This is a genomic window from Actinokineospora sp. UTMC 2448 (assembly GCF_024760565.1).
Classification (GTDB): domain Bacteria; phylum Actinomycetota; class Actinomycetes; order Mycobacteriales; family Pseudonocardiaceae; genus Actinokineospora; species Actinokineospora fastidiosa.
The window spans coordinates 6,340,898-6,358,844 of record NZ_CP031087.1 but is presented as its reverse complement, the minus strand read 5'-3'; the positions used below and the strand labels follow the sequence as shown (position 1 = coordinate 6,358,844).

At 73.4% G+C, this 17,947-nt stretch carries 16 protein-coding genes; 11 read left to right on the top strand and 5 right to left on the bottom strand.

Going from position 1 to position 17,947, the window contains the following annotated elements:
* Window positions 1-233 precede the first annotated feature (233 nt).
* The 4 genes from Actkin_RS29215 to Actkin_RS29200 all read right to left on the bottom strand — a co-directional run bounded on the left by Actkin_RS29215 (window position 234) and on the right by Actkin_RS29200 (window position 2,525).
* Entirely contained in the window at window positions 234-1,115 is an 882-nt protein-coding gene (locus Actkin_RS29215) for a hypothetical protein (protein ID WP_258905024.1), read from the bottom strand.
* 20 nt (window positions 1,116-1,135) lie between these two features.
* Entirely contained in the window at window positions 1,136-1,810 is a 675-nt protein-coding gene (locus tag Actkin_RS29210; protein WP_189209583.1) for a PIG-L deacetylase family protein, read from the bottom strand.
* Between the two features lie 61 nt (window positions 1,811-1,871).
* Window positions 1,872-2,177: a hypothetical protein gene (locus tag Actkin_RS29205; RefSeq protein WP_229786670.1), complete on the bottom strand. Its 306-nt coding sequence runs from the start codon at window positions 2,175-2,177 to the stop codon at window positions 1,872-1,874.
* A 51-nt stretch (window positions 2,178-2,228) separates the two neighbouring features.
* Window positions 2,229-2,525, bottom strand: coding sequence for a chorismate mutase (locus tag Actkin_RS29200; RefSeq protein WP_189209584.1), 297 nt, complete (start codon window positions 2,523-2,525; stop codon window positions 2,229-2,231).
* 239 nt (window positions 2,526-2,764) lie between these two features.
* Between Actkin_RS29200 and pcrA the strand changes: the two genes are divergently transcribed.
* Complete coding sequence (gene pcrA / locus Actkin_RS29195; RefSeq protein ID WP_189209585.1) at window positions 2,765-5,110, top strand: DNA helicase PcrA; 2,346 nt, start codon at window positions 2,765-2,767, stop codon at window positions 5,108-5,110.
* A 97-nt stretch (window positions 5,111-5,207) separates the two neighbouring features.
* Here pcrA and Actkin_RS29190 read toward each other — a convergent pair whose 3' ends face one another.
* The gene (locus Actkin_RS29190) at window positions 5,208-5,891 is read right to left on the bottom strand and encodes a M23 family metallopeptidase (protein WP_258905023.1); all 684 of its coding nucleotides are present in this window, start codon (window positions 5,889-5,891) and stop codon (window positions 5,208-5,210) included.
* A 1,073-nt stretch (window positions 5,892-6,964) separates the two neighbouring features.
* Here Actkin_RS29190 and Actkin_RS29185 point away from each other — a divergent pair.
* The 10 genes from Actkin_RS29185 to Actkin_RS29140 all read left to right on the top strand — a co-directional run bounded on the left by Actkin_RS29185 (window position 6,965) and on the right by Actkin_RS29140 (window position 17,849).
* Entirely contained in the window at window positions 6,965-8,710 is a 1,746-nt protein-coding gene (locus Actkin_RS29185) for a hypothetical protein (protein ID WP_258905022.1), read from the top strand.
* A complete protein-coding gene (locus Actkin_RS29180; RefSeq protein ID WP_258905021.1) occupies window positions 8,707-8,967 on the top strand; it encodes a hypothetical protein in 261 nt (86 codons plus the stop codon). Before Actkin_RS29185 ends, Actkin_RS29180 begins: the two co-directional genes overlap by 4 nt.
* Window positions 8,968-9,067: 100 nt before the next feature.
* A complete protein-coding gene (gene sucC / locus Actkin_RS29175) occupies window positions 9,068-10,237 on the top strand; it encodes an ADP-forming succinate--CoA ligase subunit beta (protein WP_258905020.1) in 1,170 nt (389 codons plus the stop codon).
* 3 nt (window positions 10,238-10,240) lie between these two features.
* Window positions 10,241-11,128 (top strand): succinate--CoA ligase subunit alpha, encoded by an 888-nt coding sequence (gene sucD, locus Actkin_RS29170; RefSeq protein WP_258905019.1) that lies wholly within the window; start codon window positions 10,241-10,243, stop codon window positions 11,126-11,128.
* Between the two features lie 264 nt (window positions 11,129-11,392).
* Complete coding sequence (locus Actkin_RS29165) at window positions 11,393-11,983, top strand: DUF5336 domain-containing protein (protein WP_258905018.1); 591 nt, start codon at window positions 11,393-11,395, stop codon at window positions 11,981-11,983.
* Between the two features lie 100 nt (window positions 11,984-12,083).
* Window positions 12,084-13,421 (top strand): cell division protein PerM, encoded by a 1,338-nt coding sequence (locus Actkin_RS29160; RefSeq protein WP_258905017.1) that lies wholly within the window; start codon window positions 12,084-12,086, stop codon window positions 13,419-13,421.
* 72 nt (window positions 13,422-13,493) lie between these two features.
* Window positions 13,494-14,090, top strand: a complete 597-nt coding sequence (gene purN / locus Actkin_RS29155; protein WP_258905016.1) for a phosphoribosylglycinamide formyltransferase — start codon at window positions 13,494-13,496, stop codon at window positions 14,088-14,090.
* On the top strand, window positions 14,087-15,640 hold the full coding sequence (purH, locus tag Actkin_RS29150; protein ID WP_258905015.1) for a bifunctional phosphoribosylaminoimidazolecarboxamide formyltransferase/IMP cyclohydrolase: 1,554 nt from the start codon (window positions 14,087-14,089) through the stop codon (window positions 15,638-15,640). Before purN ends, purH begins: the two co-directional genes overlap by 4 nt.
* Window positions 15,641-16,383: 743 nt before the next feature.
* Complete coding sequence (locus tag Actkin_RS29145; protein ID WP_308425858.1) at window positions 16,384-16,977, top strand: DnaE2-dependent mutagenesis accessory factor ImuA'; 594 nt, start codon at window positions 16,384-16,386, stop codon at window positions 16,975-16,977.
* Window positions 16,974-17,849 carry a DUF1028 domain-containing protein gene (locus tag Actkin_RS29140; protein WP_258905014.1) on the top strand — a complete coding sequence of 292 codons (876 nt, stop codon included), beginning with the start codon at window positions 16,974-16,976 and terminating at the stop codon, window positions 17,847-17,849. Before Actkin_RS29145 ends, Actkin_RS29140 begins: the two co-directional genes overlap by 4 nt.
* Window positions 17,850-17,947 lie beyond the last annotated feature (98 nt).

The window sequence follows — 17,947 nt, the reverse complement described above, 5'->3', positions numbered from 1 at the left end:
TGCCATTGTCCTTCGTCCGCCGTCCACTACGGGGCCACTCGTACCCTGCTCCGCGCCCTCACACCACCCTTTCTCGGCGCTTCACCCGATCGAGGCGAGAGGCAACCGGCAAATATCACTCGAATGGAGTAATAGTGACTCGGAGCACACCTGTTTACCGGCACTCGGCCGACGATCGGGGTAGCGGAGATTGCGTACTCCGCCGCCCTGGTCGCCCCGGACGGCGCAACGGTTCATGATGCGGCGCTGTCCGCGCTGATCTTGGGGTCCGAGCCGTAGGTGAAGGTCAGCTCGCGCTCCATGGAGGTCACCGTGCCGTCCTCGCGGACCACGAGCAGCTCCGAGCGCGTCGTCCCCCGGTTGGCGTCGATGGTGATGCTCTTGACCTCGACCCGCTCGATGCCCGCGTACCGCCGCCCGATGGAGTCCGGCCCCTCGTCGTGCAGCTCCCCGGCGGTCATCGCGTGCGCGGCCTCCGGGTCCTCGGTCACCTGCCGGTAGTACACCTCGGTCTGGTCGCCCATCGCCTCGGTGTCGGTCGCCGGGCCGACCAGCACGGGCGTGGACACCGTGACCCGGGTCGGGTGCGTCGACGGCGCGGCCGCCTGCGACTCGCTGGCGGGCGCTGCCTGCCGCGTCGGCATGAGCGCGGTCCTCGGCTCGCGCGCGCTGGTGGTGGTGCGCGTCGTGGTGCTCGGCGGGGCCGAGCGCGTCGGCGTCGCCGCCGACGTCGTCGTCACCACGGGCTCGGCGTAGGGCTGCGGCACCGTCGGCAGGCCGGGGAGGGCGTCGACGACGTCCGGCCTGCGCGGGCCGGTGACCAGCGCCGCTGCGGCGTACACCAGGCCGACGATGACCAGCGCGGAGGAGGTCACCGCGAACCAGGCAGCCCGCCGCGTGCTGCGCGGCGGCGTGACCGACGCCGGGATGCTGCCCAGGTTGAACTTCGCCAGCCCGGCGGCGGGCAGGTCGGGGTACTCGTCGATGATCGGGATGATGTCGGTGTCGGCCTCGGCGAGGGCGTGCGCCCGGTCCCGCCGGTCCCGCGTGCGCGGCGTCCACGCCAGGGGGCTCCGGCCCCGCCGGTGTCTGCCGCTGTGGTGCCCCCCTGTCATCTGTGGCGACTCCTGTCCGTTCAGCTCGTGTCGACGACCTGGAACTCCTCGGCCAGTCCGGTGATGCCGTGGCGCGCGGCCACTGCGGAGAAGTGTGCGCGAAGTTGGGCCTCAAGCCCGGAATTGCCGCCTGTCTGGGTGACATGGCTACGCAAGGCGGCCAGCTTGCGGTCGAAGTGCGCGGTGATGTCCACCGCGTGGTTGCGCAGCCGGGCCGGGGCGTCGGCCAGCCACAGCTCGGGCACCGTCCACGGCCGCAGGCCCTCGGCCAGCAGCTCGGGGTGCGCGTGCGCGTTGCGGGCGTCGGGGTAGACCGCGGCGAACGCCGCCTCGCCCATGGCCCGGTGGTCGGGGTGGGCGGTGACGACGTGGTCCCAGTTGATCTCCGGGCTCCAGGCGAGCACCCGGTCCGGCCGGAACCGCCGGATCTGCCGGGCGATGTCGCGGCGCAGGTCGAGGGACGCGGTGAGCCGCCCGTCGGGGTAGCCGAGGAAGACGACGTCGCTGACCCCGACCTCGGCGGCGGCCGCGCGCTGCTCGGCCTCGCGCACCGCGCCCGGGTGCGACCCGGCCTCGCCGGAGGTGCCGACGCAGTAGGCCACCTCGACGCCCGCCGACGTCCACGCCGCGACCGTGCCCGCGGCGCCGAAGTCGACGTCGTCGGGGTGGGCGAAGACGACCAAGGCCCGGCTCATTCCGGCAAGCCTAGGTCGTCGCGCAGCGTTCGCGCGGCTGCCCGCGTCTCACCCGATCGTGTCAACGGCCGATCTGGTAGCGCTGCTGGGCGGCGACCTGGGCCGACCCGGCGATCGCCGCCGACCCGGCCGCCAGCAGGATCGCCAGGACGTCGGCGAAGCCCGAGCCCGACGAGATCAGCCCGGCCAGCAGCGCGCCCGCCGCGGTGGCCCCCGCCACCGGCAGCCTGGCGCGCACGTCCCGGGCGACCTGCGACCCCGCCGCGCCCTTCTTCTTCGCCGCCGCGTTCAGCAGCCCGAGATAAGCCGCGTGGCCGAGGGTCACGACAAGCGCGACGACGACCACGATCAGCGCGATGAGTCCCATGATCCCAGTGTGCCGCAGCGCGGCCCGCCCGGAATGGGGGAGATTCCCTGATTATCGGCCGAGCTTGCCCCGGCCGAGGTCCAACAGGGCCATCGCCAGCATCCGGCCCGCCGTGCCGAGCTCGCGGTAGCGGGCGAGGACGTCCATCTCCCGGTTGACGACGATGCGCGGCCCGCCCGCCGCCATCCGCGCCGCGCCGATGCGCTGGGAGACCTCCGCGCGGCGCTTCACCAGCCGCAGGATCTCCCGGTCCAGCTCATCGATCTCCTTGCGCAGCTCGGCGACCTCGGCGGGCTGCGGCAACTCCACGCTCTTGTCCGACTTCGGTTCCTGGGACACGGTGCTCATCATCGTCCTCTGCGGGTCCTGGGGAGTTCCGGCCCTGGCGCACGAAAGCCCCGGGGTCCGAGGACTCCGGGGCTTTCGTGTGGGTTTGTGGTGCCTACGCCATCACGGGAGCCGGAGTCCGGGTCCCGTAGAAAAAGAAGTAACGGCGATGCACGTCGCCGATTCTCGCACACCGACCGCCGCCGGGTCGAGGCGGGATCTTCGCGATCGTCGGCACGCCCGGGTACCGTGACCGGCAAATGGAAGCGCTATTCGACCTCCCCAGCCCCACTCCCGCGCCGCGCCCGGCCGCGCACAGCCTCGACGACCTCAACGAGCAGCAGCGCCGGGCCGTCGAGCACGCCGGATCGCCGCTGCTGGTGGTCGCGGGCGCCGGCTCGGGCAAGACCAGGGTGCTCACCCGCCGCATCGCCCACCTGCTCGCCGAGCGGCACGCGCACCCCGGCGAGATCATGGCGATCACGTTCACCAACAAGGCCGCCGCGGAGATGAAGGAGCGCGTGGTCGACCTGGTCGGGCGCCGCGCCAACGCCATGTGGGTGTCGACGTTCCACTCCATGTGCGTGCGCATACTGCGCCGCGAGGCCAAGACGCTGGGGCTGACCTCCGGGTTCTCCATCTACGACGCCGACGACTCGCGCAGGCTCATCACCCTGGTCGCGCGCGACCTGGACCTCGACCCCAAGCGCTATTCGGCACGCACCCTGTCGGTGCACCTGTCGAACCTCAAGAACGAGCTGATCGACGCCGAGACGGCCGCGGCCAACGCAGCCAACGACCTGGAGCGCCGGGTCGCCGAGGTGTACGCCGAGTACCAGCGGCGGCTCTCGCAGGCCAACGCGATGGACTTCGACGACCTGATCATGCGCACGGTCGAGATGCTCCAGCTGTTCCCGGACGTCGCCGAGTACTACCACCGCCGCTTCCGGCACATCCTGGTCGACGAGTACCAGGACACCAACCACGCCCAGTACGTGCTGGTGCGCGAGCTGGTCGGCAAGGGCACCGGCGACCTGCCGCCCGCGGAGCTGTGCGTCGTCGGCGACGCCGACCAGTCCATCTACGCCTTCCGCGGCGCCACGATCCGCAACATCGTCGAGTTCGAGCGGGACTATCCCAACGCGACGACGGTGATGCTGGAGCAGAACTACCGCTCCACGCAGACGATCCTCGACGCCGCCAACGCCGTCATCTCCCGCAACCCCAACCGCCGCGACAAGCGCCTGTGGACCGCGCTGGGCAAGGGCGACAAGATCGTCGGCTACGTCGGCGACAACGAGCACGACGAGGCCGCGTTCGTCGCCCACGAGATCGACCGGCTGGTCGACGCGGGCGAGGCGAACAACAACGACATCGCGGTGTTCTACCGGACCAACAACCAGTCCCGCGTGTTCGAGGAGATCTTCATCCGGCTGGGCCTGCCCTACCGGGTCGTCGGCGGCGTCCGCTTCTACGAGCGCCGCGAGGTCCGCGACATGCTGGCGTACCTGCGGGTGCTGGCCAACCCCGAGGACACCGTCTCGCTGCGGCGGATCCTGAACGTGCCCAAGCGGGGCATCGGCGACCGCGCCGAGGCGTGCGTGTCGACCCACGCCGAGCGGGAGCGGATCTCCTTCGCCGCCGCGCTGCGCGACGCGGCCGACGGCCGGGTGGCCATGCTCAACCCGCGCTCGCAGCGGGCGATCGCCGGGTTCGTCGAGCTGATCGACGGCCTGCGCCGGTTCGTCGACGACGGGCAGGACGTCGCCGAGGTCCTCGACGCCGTGCTCGACCAGACCGGCTACCGCGCCGAGCTGGAGGCCAGCGACGACCCGCAGGACGGCACCCGGCTGGAGAACCTGACCGAGCTGGTGACGGTGGCCAGGGAGTTCGCCGAGGGCCCCGGCGTCGTCCCCGACGACGCCCCGCCGGACACCGCCCCGGTCCCGCTGCCGGAGTCCGGCTCGCTCGCGGCGTTCCTGGAGCGGGTGTCCCTGGTCGCCGACGCCGACTCCATCCCCGACGGCGACGAGGAGTCCAGCGGCGTGGTCACGCTGATGACCCTGCACACCGCGAAGGGCCTTGAGTACCCGGTCGTGTTCAGCACGGGCTGGGAGGACGGCGTCTTCCCGCACCTGCGCGCGCTCAGCGACCCGGTCGAGCTGGCCGAGGAGCGGCGGCTGGCGTATGTGGGGATCACCCGGGCCCGGCAGAAGCTGTACCTGTCCCGGGCGATCGTGCGCGCGGCGTGGGGCCAGCCGATGAGCAACCCGGCGTCGCGGTTCTTCGCCGAGATCCCGGCCGACCTGATCGACTGGCGGCGCACCGGCCCCGAGCGGGCCGCGCCGACCCGCGCGACGACGTGGGGCGGGCGCTCCGGCGGCGGTCTCGGCGCGACGAGCAGGCCCGCGCCCACTGCCCGCTGGAAGGACACCCCGGCGCTGTCGCTGAACGTGGGCGACCGCGTCAACCACGACAAGTACGGGCTGGGCACGGTGGTGGCGACGGACGGCGTCGGTCCCCGCGCGACGGCCACGATCGACTTCGGCTCGGCGGGCACGATCCGGCTGATGCTGATCGGCAGCGTGCCGCTGGTGAAGCTCTAGAACGTACGTTCGAGAATTGTCGGTGCCCTGCGGTTGACTCCTCCTCGTCGGATCGACGAGGGGGTAGACCGTGGTCAAGGACGACCGGGAATGGGGCTCAGTAGCCGATGCCGTGGCGGTTGAGCCAGCTGGACGGGTTCATCTTGTAGCCGTCCTGCCAGATCTCGAAGTGCAGGTGCGGGCCGGTCGACTGGCCGCGGTTGCCCATGTGGGCGATCAGCTCGCCCGCCTTGACCCGGTCGCCCTCGTTGACGACGTAGTCGTTGATGTGGCCGTAGACGGCGATGGTGCCGTCGTCGTGCTGGACGCGCAGCCAGAGTCCGAAGCCGCCCGCGGGCCCTGCCTCGATGACGCGGCCGTCGGCCACGGAGACGATCGGCGTGCCGATGCGGTTGGCGATGTCGATGCCGTAGTGGGTGCGGCCCCAGCGGGCGCCGAACCCGGAGGTGAAGATCCCGGTCGTCGGGCGGACGTACTTGGGCCGGGCGGCCTCGCGCCTGCGGGCCTCCTCCTCGGCGAGCCGCTCTTCCTTCTCCTGGACGACCCGCTCGGTGGTGGCCATCTTCTCGGCCTCGATGGCGCCGTCCGAGGTCGCGGCCAGCGCCAGCAGCTCCGGCGCGCCCGCGGTGTCGCCGCCGATGCCCATGGAAGCGGCGGCGTCGCCCGGGTTGGCCAGCGGCATGATCTCGTCGGCGCTGGCGGCCTGCTCGCCCACCGCGCCCTGCAGCGTCTGCCCGGCAGCGGCGGCGGCGAAGGCGCCCACCGCGACGGCGGCGACCACAACCCGCCCACGCAACGCCGACGACGGCGGAGCGATCCGGTGTACCCCGCGACCGCGGGTATTCCTCGTGCGTTCCAGCGCCTGATCGTCGACGGCGAACTCGAGTTCACCGCCGGACGAGCGATGTCGGGACAAGACCTGGCCTTCCGCCTTCGGGGAGTCAGACCTCGTCCGCCGAGACCCGCGGGGGACGGGCCGTACTCGGCGGGGGCGGTTTCACCGGGCGGGGGACCCAGTTCGGACGGCTTCCCGGGGGAGGTTGCCGTCCAGCCCTAACCGTGATCTGACCGTGACAACGGACGCGGGGACAGTAACGGGGAGATACCGCGATGGGCAACAGCGCCCACCTGAATCCGTAAAGCCCCGCCAACCCCCCAAGGTCATGTCCTGCGAGAACTACACAAAGTTAAGCCGAACTCACGTCTTTAGTGTGACGTGGGTCTCGTTTCAATCGGCCGTTCGGGTGGCACCCCAAAGCAACAAGACCGACCGACACGGACACCCAAGGGCAGGGGTTCACGGGGGACCCCAGCCCACCCAAACGCACACGCAACACACCCACCCAAAGCAGGGCTTGCCTGCCATCCCGTCGACCTGGCGCAGCCTTACCACACCCAGGGTGGGGGCGCGGCCCTCGACGAAACCGCAGCTTGCAACGTCAGAGCCCCCAGGGCTCTGACAAGCGAACACCCAAAGCTCCGCGCCCCCACCCTGGGTGTGGTAACCCTCCGGGAGGTCGACGGGATGGCAGGCAAGCCCGACCATCCCGGAGACCAGCCCGTCCGGCGAGGACGCTCTTAAACCACGAGCAACGCCGGGAACCGGCGAGCCGCCCGCGCCCGCCCAAGACTGACGGGGTCGCCCGTGCCCGCCCGAGGGCTGACGGGGTCGCCCGCGCCCACCTGCGGCTGACCACGGCCCCAAACCGGGCAAGACCCGCCCAAGGCTGACGGGCCCGACCGCGCCCACCTGCGCCTGGCCGCGCCCCAAACCGGGCAAGGCCCCAAGAAACACCCCCACCCCCCGTGGTGTTGATCGGTCGACAGCCCGCCACCTTGCTAGCGTTGCCTGCGATGACTGCGCGGACCCACAAGCCGCTGGACCGGACCGGTCCTGATGCCCTGTCCGCTGAGCGGATCGGGTGGGTTGACGTTCCCGTTCGGCTCAAGGCGGGGCTCGGTGTCGCTCTCGCCGGTGCCGTGCTCACCGCCGCAGGCCCGGTGGTCGGGGTCATGGCCGACGCCCCGCCGCCCGGGTACGCGTCCACCGCGCTTCTCGTGGTTCTCGCGCTTCTCCCGGCGGCCATCGCCATCGCGTTCGCCGTGACCGGCAGGGCGGTGACGGGCGCGGGTGTCCTCGTCGGCGCCGCGCTGCTCGCCCCGGGGCGCGCCCTCGTCGACCTCCAGCTGGCCGTCGACGTCCTGCGGGCCTCCCGGCCCGAGATCCTGGTCCCGACCAGCCTCGCGCCCCTGGAGCCCGCCGCCGGGCTCTGGCTGCTCGTCGCGGGCCACGTGCTCGCCGCCGTGGCCGGGGCGCTCGCGCTCGCCAGGGCGGGCGCGGAGCCCGGCTCGGTCTACGCCGCCGAGTTCGACGACCCCTCCGCCGACCGCCCCACCCGGGCGCGCTCGGTGTTCACGCGGTCCGCGCTCCTCGCCGGGACCATCGCCGCCGTCGGGCTGCTGGTCGTCCCCTTCGCCTCCGACAACGCCTTCGTCCTCGCGCTCGGCGTCGTCGACTCGCCCGCCCCCGCCCGGTACGGGCTGCTCGCCCTCGCCCTGGGCGCGGCGGGTGCCGCCGTCTTCGCGGGCAGCGCCGCCAACCTGGCCGTCGCCCGCGGCATGGTCCTCGGCCTGCTCGCCGCCGTCGCCGCCGTCACCGTCCCGCAGATCGCGGCGGGACTGTTCACCGAGCTGCTGCACCCGGCCTTCGGCCCGTTCCTGGCCCTCGCCGCCACCGCCGCCCTCGCCGCCGCGCTGTGGTCGGTCAGCCCCGCCGCCAGCGCCAAGGACGCCGACGTCCGGCTCGACCTCGGCAGCCTGCACCGCGTCGCGGGCGTCCTCGGCGTGCTCACCTCGGCCGCCGCCGTCATCGCGGGCACCAGCAGCCTGATCGTCGCCGACGGCATCGACACCCCGCCCGCCTACGCCAGCAGGCTGTTCCTCCCCGTCGCCGTCGCCGTGCTGCTGCTGTCGGCGCCGATGCTCGCCTCGGGGTCGGCCGCCGCGACCCGGCCCGCGTTCATCGTCGTGCTCGCCGGGGTCGGCTTCGCCGCCGCGGGAAGCCTGGACGCGGCGTTCACCGCGACCGGGGCCAGCGGCGCGGTCACCGTCGGCGCGGGCGTCTGGTTCGCTGGCCTCGCGCTGGTCCTCGCCTGCGCCGCCGCGGTCACCGCCGCCATCGCGGGTGGCGCGGAGCGCGACGACGTCGACCTGACCGAGCGCAGCTACGCCCTCCCGGTCGCCGCCCCCGCCGCCGTGGCCGCGCTGCTGGCCGTCGGCGCCTACGGGCTGCCCGTCCTCAAGGCCCCCGACCTGGTCGCCCCCGGCATCTGGGCGGAGTTCCGCTTCGCGTCCTGGGGCCTGCTGATCGCCCTGGGCGCGGTGGTCGCCGCCGCCGCGCTCGCCCCGGCCGCCCGGCCGCCGCGCGCGGGCGCGCTGCTGCTCGGCGCCGCCGCCCTCGTCGGCTTCCGCGCCCTGGAGTACCCGCTCACCGCCGCCCGCGCCGCCGACGGCCGCCCCGGCCAGGGCCTGTGGCTGGCCATCGCGGCGGTCGTCGCGCTGGTGATCGCCGCCGCGACCGCGGTGAGCGCGCGCCGATGATCCGCGTCGTGCTCGTCGGGGACCTGCCCGCGCTCGCCAGGGAACTGCGCGACCGCGGCGTCGAGGTCGTCTACACCGGACCGCTCGCGCCCGGCCCGGCCGCGGCCGTCGCCGCCCAGGAGGACCCGGACGCCGTGGCCGTCGCCGATCACGTCGACGCCGTCGCCGCCCTGGTCGACGACATCCCGGTGGTACCCGCCGCGGACGTCCTGGCCTGGGTGGACACTGCCGGTGACCGAACTCACCACCCAAGGTGAGCTACCTCACCGGGTGCGAAGTGTCAACCGAAAACCCTGCTCGCTAGGGTCTTGACGTCCGACAGCAATCGTGTCGACACCGTAGTCAGGAGACTGTCGCGTGGACCTGTACGAGTACCAGGCGAAGGACCTCTTCGCCGCCCACGACGTCCCGGTCCTGCCGGGCGACGTGGCCGACACCCCCGAGAAAGCCCGCGAGATCGCGGCGCGGCTCGGCCAGACCGTCGTCATCAAGGCGCAGGTCAAGACCGGTGGCCGCGGCAAGGCCGGTGGCGTGAAGCTGGCCGACACCCCGGATGACGCGCAGGCGAAGGCCGAGAACATCCTGGGCCTGGACATCAAGGGCCACATCACGCGGCGCGTGCTGGTGACCCCAGCCTCCGACATCGCCGAGGAGTACTACTTCTCGTTCCTGCTCGACCGGGCCAACCGCACCTTCCTGGCGATGGCCTCCGCCGAGGGCGGCATGGACATCGAGCAGCTGGCCGTCGAGCGCCCCGACGCGCTGGCCAAGGTCCCGGTGGACGCGATCGCCGGTGTCGACATCGCCAAGGCGCGCGAGATCGCCGCCGCGGCCAGGATCCCCGCCGAGGTCGCCGAGAAGGCGGCCGAGGTCATCGTGAAGCTGTGGGACACCTTCGTCGGCGAGGACGCCACGCTGGTCGAGGTGAACCCGCTGGTCCGCGACCCGCAGGACAACATCATCGCCCTCGACGGCAAGGTCACCCTCGACGGCAACGCCGACTTCCGCCACCCGGCGCACGCCGACCTGGTGGACAAGGACGCGGAGAACCCGCTCGAGGCCGCCGCCAAGGAGAAGGACCTCAACTACGTCAAGCTCGACGGCGAGGTCGGCATCATCGGCAACGGCGCAGGCCTGGTCATGTCCACCCTGGACGTGGTGGCCTACGCGGGCGAGAAGCACGGCGGCGTCAAGCCCGCCAACTTCCTCGACATCGGCGGCGGCGCCTCGGCCGAGGTGATGGCCAACGGCCTGCACATCATCCTGGGCGACGAGGACGTCAAGTCCGTGTTCGTCAACGTCTTCGGCGGCATCACCGCCTGCGACGCGGTCGCCAACGGCATCGTCAAGGCGCTGGAGATCCTCGGCGACGAGGCCACCAAGCCGCTGGTCGTCCGCCTGGACGGCAACAACGTCGACGAGGGTCGGCGCATCCTGGCCGAGGCCAACCACCCGCTGGTGACCGTAGTCGACACGATGGACAACGCCGCCGACAAGGCCGCCGAACTCGCCGCTGCTGGAGCCTGACCCATGGCAATCTTCCTGACCGAGAACAGCAAGGTCATCGTCCAGGGCATGACCGGCGCCGAGGGCACCAAGCACACCTCGCGCATGCTCAAGTCCGGCACCCAGATCGTCGGCGGCGTGAACCCGCGCAAGGCGGGCGCCACCGCCGACATCGACGGCACCTCACTCCCGGTGTTCGGCACCGTGGCCGAGGCGATGGCGGAGACCGGCGCGGACGTGACCGTGATCTTCGTCCCGCCGAAGTTCGCCAAGGACGCCGCCATCGAGGCCATCGACGCGGGCATCGGCCTCGCGGTGGTCATCACCGAGGGCATCCCGGTGCACGACACCGCCTACTTCTGGGCGCACGCGGTGGCCACGGGCAACAAGACCCGGATCATCGGCCCGAACTGCCCCGGCCTGATCAGCCCCGGCAAGTCGAACGCGGGCATCATCCCCGCCGACATCACCGGCCCGGGCAAGATCGGCCTGGTGTCGAAGTCGGGCACGCTGACCTACCAGATGATGTACGAGCTGCGGGACATCGGCTTCTCCTCGGCCGTGGGCATCGGCGGCGACCCGATCATCGGGACCACGCACATCGACGCGCTCGCCGCGTTCGAGGCCGACCCGGAGACCGAGCTGATCGTGATGATCGGCGAGATCGGCGGCGACGCCGAGGAGCGGGCCGCCGCCTACATCAAGGAGAACGTGACCAAGCCGGTCGTCGGCTACGTCGCGGGCTTCACCGCCCCCGAGGGCAAGACCATGGGCCACGCAGGCGCCATCGTCTCCGGCTCGGCGGGCACGGCCCAGGCCAAGAAGGAGGCCCTCGAGGCCGCCGGGGTCAAGGTCGGCAAGACGCCGTCGGAGACCGCGGCCCTGGCCCGCGAGCTGTTCGCCGCGCGGTAATAAGACCAGGTGAAAGACCCGCCATCCACCGGGTGGCGGGTTTTTCGTCCGTCAGCCTGGGGAACCAACGCGTGCCGGTGACCATCGAACCGGCCGGATGAGCTAGCGTTCGCGCCAGGCTCGGCGTAACACAGGCCCAAGCGAGGAGAGCACGCGATGTCCTACCCAGGCGGTGCACCGGGTGGCTACCCGGGCCCCGGGCAGCAGCCCACCCAGGCTTACGGTCCGCCGCCGTCGGCGGGTCCGAAGTTCACCGTCGCGCAGATGCTGCATCTGGGCGTCGCCGGCCTCGGCCTGCTCAACTTCTTCCTCGGCTTCGCCGAGGTCGGCCCCGGCTCGAACTACTTCGAGATCGCCTCGGTGGTGCCCGCGCTGTTCCTGATCGCAGGCGTGCTCTCGCTGAAGGTCATCCTGCCCGGCGAGGACAAGAAGCCCGGCATCCTGGTGCCCGCGATCGCGGTGGCCTCGGCGCTGACGGTCCTGTTCGGCCTGTTCGGCGGCCTCGACGGCACGGGCGCGATCCTGCTGCTGATCTTCGGCCTGATCCAGGCCGCGGCCGCGGTGGCCGCGTTCCTGATGGACGCGGGCATCATCAAGCCCCCGGCGCCGCAGCACCACGTGCCCTACGCGCAGCCGGGCGGCTACAACCCGCCGTCGGGCCAGTTCGGCCAGCAGCAGATGCCGGGCCAGCCGGGTCAGCCGGGTCAGCCGGGCCAGCCGATGCCGCAGCAGCCGGGCCAGTTCGGCCAGCCGCCGGTGTCGAGCCAGCAGACGACGTTCGCCCCGCAGCAGGGCCAGTTCGGGCAGCAGGCCCCGGGCACGCCGCCGGGCGGGTACCCGCAGCAGCAGCCGTAGCCGACGTACCTCGAATGGGCGATGCCGGACCCCGGCATCGCCCATTCGCGTGTCGGCGTGGCTGACCCGTTCGGAGCAACGCCGATGCCACAGTGGACACATGGCGCTGCTCGATGAGTCCCCGCTGCGGACGCCAGCGCGCCCGCGGGTCCGCACGCTGGCGGCCGCCGCGCTGCTGCCGCTCCTCCTCGGACACGCCGCGATAGCCGCGGTGTTCGCGCTGGTCACCGCGTTCGCGCCGCGGGCGTCGTTCAGCGTCGACGGGGTGCTCGGCGCCGCGGTCCCCGGCTGGCTGGCCGCCTACCAGGTGCCGCTGGTGATCTCCGACCGCGCGCTCGGCGCGCTGCCGCTGCTGCCGACCCTGCTGCTCGCGCTGCTCGTCGGGTGGGTCGTCGCGGTCGCGGCCCGGCGGGCGGACGCGCGGGGGCCTCAGCAGACCGGGTGGATCGCGGGCGTCGTCGCGCTCGCGCACGCCGCCGCGGGCCTGACCGCCGCGCTGCTGCTCGACGGACCGCTGCGGGTCGACCCGCTGGCGGGCTTCTACTACCCGGCGCTGATCAGCGGCGCGGCGTGCGTCGTCGCGCTGGCGCGGCGCTCGGAGGTGCTGACCGGGCTCAGCGGCCGGATCGACCCGCTGGCGGTGCGCGGGCTGCGGGCGGGCGTGCTCGCCTGCGTCGCGCTGGTCGCCGTCGGCGCCGTCGTGGTCGTCATCGGGCTGGTCACGGCGTTCGGGCGGGTGACCTCGCTGTTCACCGGCGGCGCAGGGGAGAGCGCCGGGCTGTTCCTGCTGTCGCTGGGATACCTGCCGAACGCGGTCATCGCCGGGCTGGGGTTCGCGGCGGGGCCGGGGTTCGGCATTGGCGAGGTGTCGGTGGCGCCGCTGGGGTTCAGCGGCGGCGCGGTGCCCGCGGTGCCGCTGCTGGGCGCGTTGCCGAGCGGACCGCAGCTTTGGTGGCCCGCGCTGTTCGTCCTGCCGCTCGCCGTGGGCCTGTTGGTGGGCTGGGCGCTGCGGGACGCGGACGAGTCGCCGGTGGCGCGGCTGCGGGCGGTGTCGGTGGCCTCGATCCTGGTCGCCGCGGTCGTCGCCGTGCTGGCCGGGTCGGCGGGCGGCGCGCTCGGCGGCGGGCCGTTCGACCCGCTCGACCTGCGGGCCGCCGCGTTGTCGCTGGCCATGGTCGGCTGGATCGGCGTGCCCGCCGGGGTGCTCGCCTGGTTCGCCGGGCCGCACCCGGTCGCCGCCGGGCTCATCGAGCCGGAGGCCGACGCCGACGAGGACGAGCCCGGGCAGCCGGACGGGACCGACGAGCCGGACAGCCCCGAGGAGTCCGATGAGGACGATGCGGCGGTCGAGGCGGCCGACGACACCGCCGACGACGCGGCCGACCCTGCGGCCGACGATGTGGCGTCGGACACCGACGCCGCCGACGAAGATCGTTAACGGACGCCTTACGCTGGACACACCCCGTTCCGGCGTCCGCAGGAGACCACGCTGAGCGTTCACCGCCCGCCCATGCCCGATGCCCGGGTCGTCGTCCTGGTGTCGGGTTCGGGCACCCTCCTGCAGGCCCTGCTCGACGCCGACCTGCCCGCCCGGATCGTCGCCGTCGGCGCGGACCGCCCGGGCATCGCTGGGCTGGAGCGCGCCGAGCGCGCGGGCCTGCCGACCTTCGCCGTGCGGCTGCGCGACCACGCCGACCGTGCCGCGTGGGACGCCGCGCTCGCCGACGCCGTCGCCGCGCACGAGCCGGACCTGATCGTGTCCGCGGGCTTCATGAAGATCCTCGGCCCGGCGTTCCTGGCCCGCTTCGGCGGCCGGATCGTCAACACCCATCCCGCGCTGCTGCCCGCGTTCCCCGGCGCGCACGCGGTCGCCGACGCGCTGGCCCACGGGGTCCGGGTCACCGGCAGCACGGTGCACCTGGTCGACGGCGGCGTCGACACCGGCCCGATCATCGCCCAGGAGGCCGTCCCGGTCGATCCCGGCGACGACGAGGCCGCCCTGCACGAACGCATCAAGGTGGTGGAGCGGCGGCTCCTGGTCGACGTGGTCGCCCGGATGGCCCGCGACGGCTACACCGTGGACGGACGGAAGGTGAGCATCCCGTGACCGAGTCCCGCAAGGCCGTGCGCCGTGCGCTGATCGGCGTGTCCGACAAGTCCGGACTCCTGGAACTGGCGACCGGACTGCACGCGGCCGGTGTGGAGATCGTCTCGACCGGCGGCACGGCGCGGACGCTGGCCGACGCCGGGGTGCCGGTGACGCCGGTGGAGCAGGTGACCGGCTTCCCGGAGTCCTTCGACGGGCGGGTGAAGACCCTGCACCCCCGGGTGCACGCCGGGCTGCTGGCCGACACGACCAACCCCGCGCACGTCGCCCAGCTCGGCGAGCTGGACATCGCGCCGTTCGACCTGCTGGTGGTGAACCTCTACCCGTTCGTGAAGACGGTGGCCTCGGGCGCGTCGGCGGCGGAGTGCGTCGAGCAGATCGACATCGGCGGACCGGCGATGGTGCGCGCGGCGGCGAAGAACCACGCCAGCGTGGCCGTCGTCGTGGACCCGGCGCGGTACCCGTGGGTGCTGTCCGAGGTCGCCGCGGGCGGCTTCACCCTGGCCGACCGGCGCGGGCTGGCCGTGGACGCCTACCGGCACACCGCGTCGTACGACATCGCGGTGGCGTCGTGGATGGGCGCGGAGTTCGGGGCCGAGGAGTTCCCCGCGTGGGCGGGGGCGTCGTGGAGCCGCCAGTCGGTGCTGCGGTACGGGGAGAACCCGCACCAGAAGGCGGCGCTGTACGCGCGCAATGACGGCGCGGTGGGGCTGGCGACGGCCAAGCAGTTGCACGGCAAGGAGATGTCGTACAACAACTACATCGACGCCGACGCCGCCTGGCGCGCCGCCTTCGACCACGACGACGCGTGCGTGGCGATCATCAAGCACGCCAACCCGTGCGGGATCGCGGTGTCCTCTGTGGACATCGCGGACGCGCACCGCAAGGCCAACGCGTGCGACCCGACCAGCGCCTTCGGCGGGATCGTCGCGGCCAACCGCGAGGTGAGCCTGGCGATGGCCGAGCAGGTGGCCGACATCTTCACCGAGGTCGTGGTGGCCCCGGCGTACGCCGACGGCGCGGTCGAGGTGCTCTCCCGGAAGAAGAACCTGCGCATCCTGCTCGCCGAGCCGCCCGTGCGCGGCGGCGTGGAGCTGCGCCCGGTGTCCGGCGGCCTGCTGCTGCAGACCCTCGACACCATCGCCGCCGAGGGCGACGACCCGGCCAAGTGGACCCTGGCCACCGGCACCCCGCTCGACGAGGCTGGCCTGGCCGACCTGGCGTTCGCGTGGCGCGCGTGCCGGGCGGTGAAGTCGAACGCCATCCTGCTGGCCTCCGGCGGCGCTACCGTCGGGGTGGGTATGGGCCAGGTCAACCGCGTGGACGCGGCCCGGCTGGCGGTGTCCAGGGCGGGCGCGCGGGCGGCGGGCTCGGTGGCCGCGTCGGACGCGTTCTTCCCGTTCCCGGACGGCCTCGAGGTGCTGCTGGATGCCGGCGTCCGCGCTGTCGTCCAGCCGGGCGGCTCGGTCCGCGACGCCGAGGTGATCGCCGCTGCCGAGGCGGCGGGCGTGACGATGTACCTGACCGGGACGCGGCACTTCGCGCACTGAGTCTCACAAAGCGACCGACCCGTCCGGGTCAGTCGCTTTGCCATTTCCGGGTTGACACCGGCCGGTGGCCGGGTAATGTCGTGGGTGTCGAACACGTGTTCGACCCAACGGGGCCGACGGAGTCGAGGCCGGACGCCCCGGACGCCGGCTCCCCACGGCGGACGCGTATGAGCGGTACGCGGACGACGTGAGGAAGGTGTCGCCATGGGGCAAGCCGATCGCCTTCGAGCGCGGGGAAGTATTCGAGGGCGGTCGGCGCCCCTTTTCTGCGCGCAACAAAACTGAGTGATCCTCGACAAAGATCGCTGAACTGGGGTGTTCGGCAAGTGGGTGGTGCTCGACATGGGTAGGTGATCGACATGGGCAATCCGCGGCGGCCCCGCCCCGCCACGCCCAACCGCTCCCGCCAGGCGGACGGCCTGTGGGAAGCCTCCGAGCCGCAGCCGGGTGGTGTTGCGGGGCCAGGGGAGCAGGCAGAGGCCTCGGCGGTGCCCGAGGTCGTGAGGTTGGCGGGCGCGCGGCTCATCCACGACGTTTCCGGGTCCGGGGAGCGCGGCTCGGATGCCCCTGCCGTGGTGCCGCTGGCGGGCGACCGCCGGCCCGCCGGAGGGCGGGCGGATGGCCCCGAGGTGGCGCGGTCGGCCGGCGGGCGGCGGCTTGGCGGCGTTCCCGGAGAGGACCGGCGCGTCCCGGACGCGTCCGGCGGGGGGCTGCGGCGGGCCAGTGGGGATGGGATCGCCGCCTTGCGGGCCGCGGTCGCCGAGCGGGTGGGGGGTGGGGATGGGCCGGAGGTGTTGCCGGTCTGGCCGGATCTCGCGCCGCTGTTCCCCTGGGGCGGGTTGCGCCGGGGCGCGACGGTGGGGGTGCGGGGCTCGCGGGCGCTGTTGGTGGCGTTGATGGCCGGGGCGGTGGCCGACGGGGCGTGGGCGGCTGTGGTCGGGCTGCCCGACCTCGGCGTGCTGGCCGCGACCGAGAGCGGGGTGCCCGCGGAGCGGTTGGCGCTGGTGCCGAGGCCGGGGCTGGAGCTGGTGCGGGTCGTGGCCGCGTTGTTGGACGGGTTCGCCGTGGTCGCCGTCGCGGGCGGGTTGCGGGAAGCCGACGCGCGCAGGCTGTCGGCGCGGGCGCGCAGCCGCGGGTCGGTGCTGCTGGCGTTCGGGTCGTGGCCCGGGGTCGAGGTGGAGTTGAGCTGCGCCCGCGCCCGCTGGAGCGGGCCCGGCCGGGGCGACGGCGTCCTGCGCGAGCGCCAGGTGGAGATCCGCGCCCGAGGCCGGGGCGCGGCGGCGCGGCCGGTCCGCGTGGGGGTGGCGCTGCCCGGCCGATCTAGGTTGATCGCATGACGTACTCGATCGTGGCGCGGGATGAGGAGACCGGCTGCCTCGGCGTGGCGGTGCAGAGCGGTGTCCTGGCCATCGGCACCCGGGTCGCCGACGCGCGGGCGGGCGTCGGGGCGGTGGTCGCGCAGGCGGGCTCGGAGCTGACCTGGCGGACGATGCTGCTGGACCTGATGGCCTCCGGCATGACCGCCGCGCAGGCCGTCGCGGCCGTGGCCACGCTGCCGGGCGCCGAGGAGTCCCAGTTCGCCGCGGTCGGCGTCGACGGCGACGCGGCCGCCTACACCGGCCCCGGCTGCATCCCCGAGGCCGGGCACGCCACGCAGGGGCCGGTGAGCGCGCAGGCCAACATGATGGCCGCGCCGACCGTCTGGCAGGCGATGCTGGCCGCGTCGTCCCCCGCCCCGTTCGCCGAGCGCCTGGTCGCGGCCCTGGCGGCGGCCGAGCGGGAGGGCGGGGACGTCCGCGGCCCGCAGTCGGCCGCGCTGCTGGTCGTCGGCCCGACCCCCGGCGCCCAGCCGACCGGCTACCCCGACGACCCGGTGGTCGACTTGCGGGTGGACGACTCCCGCGACCCCGTCGGCGACCTCGCCCGCCTGCTGCGCACCGCCCGGGCCCACCGCCACCTCATCCGCGCCCACATGACCGACGACCCCGACGAGCTCCGCGCCGCCGTCGCCCTGGCCCCGGACGACCCGACGGCCCTGCGCGCGGCGGGCATCACCCTGGCCCTGCGCGGCTTCACCGCCGAGGCCCGGCCGCTGCTGGCCCGCGCGCTCGACCTGGAGCCGAGGATCGCCCGCTGGGCGCGGGTGTCCGCGGAGCGCGCCATGGCCGAGGGCAACCCGCACGCCGCGACCCTGCTCGGCTGGTTGTGAGCATCACCCGTCCGTGAGCTTGACTCCCGTTCGGACTCGAACGTATGTTCGACCCTGTTGTCCGACGGCTCCCCACGGCGGACCCGGCCCCAGCTGGG

Coding starts and splice junctions, on each gene's coding strand:
- Actkin_RS29185 (WP_258905022.1), top strand. CDS start 6,965: ATGACTGCGCGGACCCACAAGCCGCTGGACCGGACCGGTCCTGATGCC.
- Actkin_RS29140 (WP_258905014.1), top strand. CDS start 16,974: ATGACGTACTCGATCGTGGCGCGGGATGAGGAGACCGGCTGCCTCGGC.
- Actkin_RS29200 (WP_189209584.1), bottom strand. CDS start 2,525: ATGAGCACCGTGTCCCAGGAACCGAAGTCGGACAAGAGCGTGGAGTTG.
- Actkin_RS29165 (WP_258905018.1), top strand. CDS start 11,393: ATGCTGCATCTGGGCGTCGCCGGCCTCGGCCTGCTCAACTTCTTCCTC.
- Actkin_RS29215 (WP_258905024.1), bottom strand. CDS start 1,115: ATGACAGGGGGGCACCACAGCGGCAGACACCGGCGGGGCCGGAGCCCC.
- Actkin_RS29210 (WP_189209583.1), bottom strand. CDS start 1,810: ATGAGCCGGGCCTTGGTCGTCTTCGCCCACCCCGACGACGTCGACTTC.
- Actkin_RS29160 (WP_258905017.1), top strand. CDS start 12,084: ATGGCGCTGCTCGATGAGTCCCCGCTGCGGACGCCAGCGCGCCCGCGG.
- purN (WP_258905016.1), top strand. CDS start 13,494: ATGCCCGATGCCCGGGTCGTCGTCCTGGTGTCGGGTTCGGGCACCCTC.
- Actkin_RS29180 (WP_258905021.1), top strand. CDS start 8,707: ATGATCCGCGTCGTGCTCGTCGGGGACCTGCCCGCGCTCGCCAGGGAA.
- sucD (WP_258905019.1), top strand. CDS start 10,241: ATGGCAATCTTCCTGACCGAGAACAGCAAGGTCATCGTCCAGGGCATG.
- pcrA (WP_189209585.1), top strand. CDS start 2,765: ATGGAAGCGCTATTCGACCTCCCCAGCCCCACTCCCGCGCCGCGCCCG.
- Actkin_RS29205 (WP_229786670.1), bottom strand. CDS start 2,177: ATGGGACTCATCGCGCTGATCGTGGTCGTCGTCGCGCTTGTCGTGACC.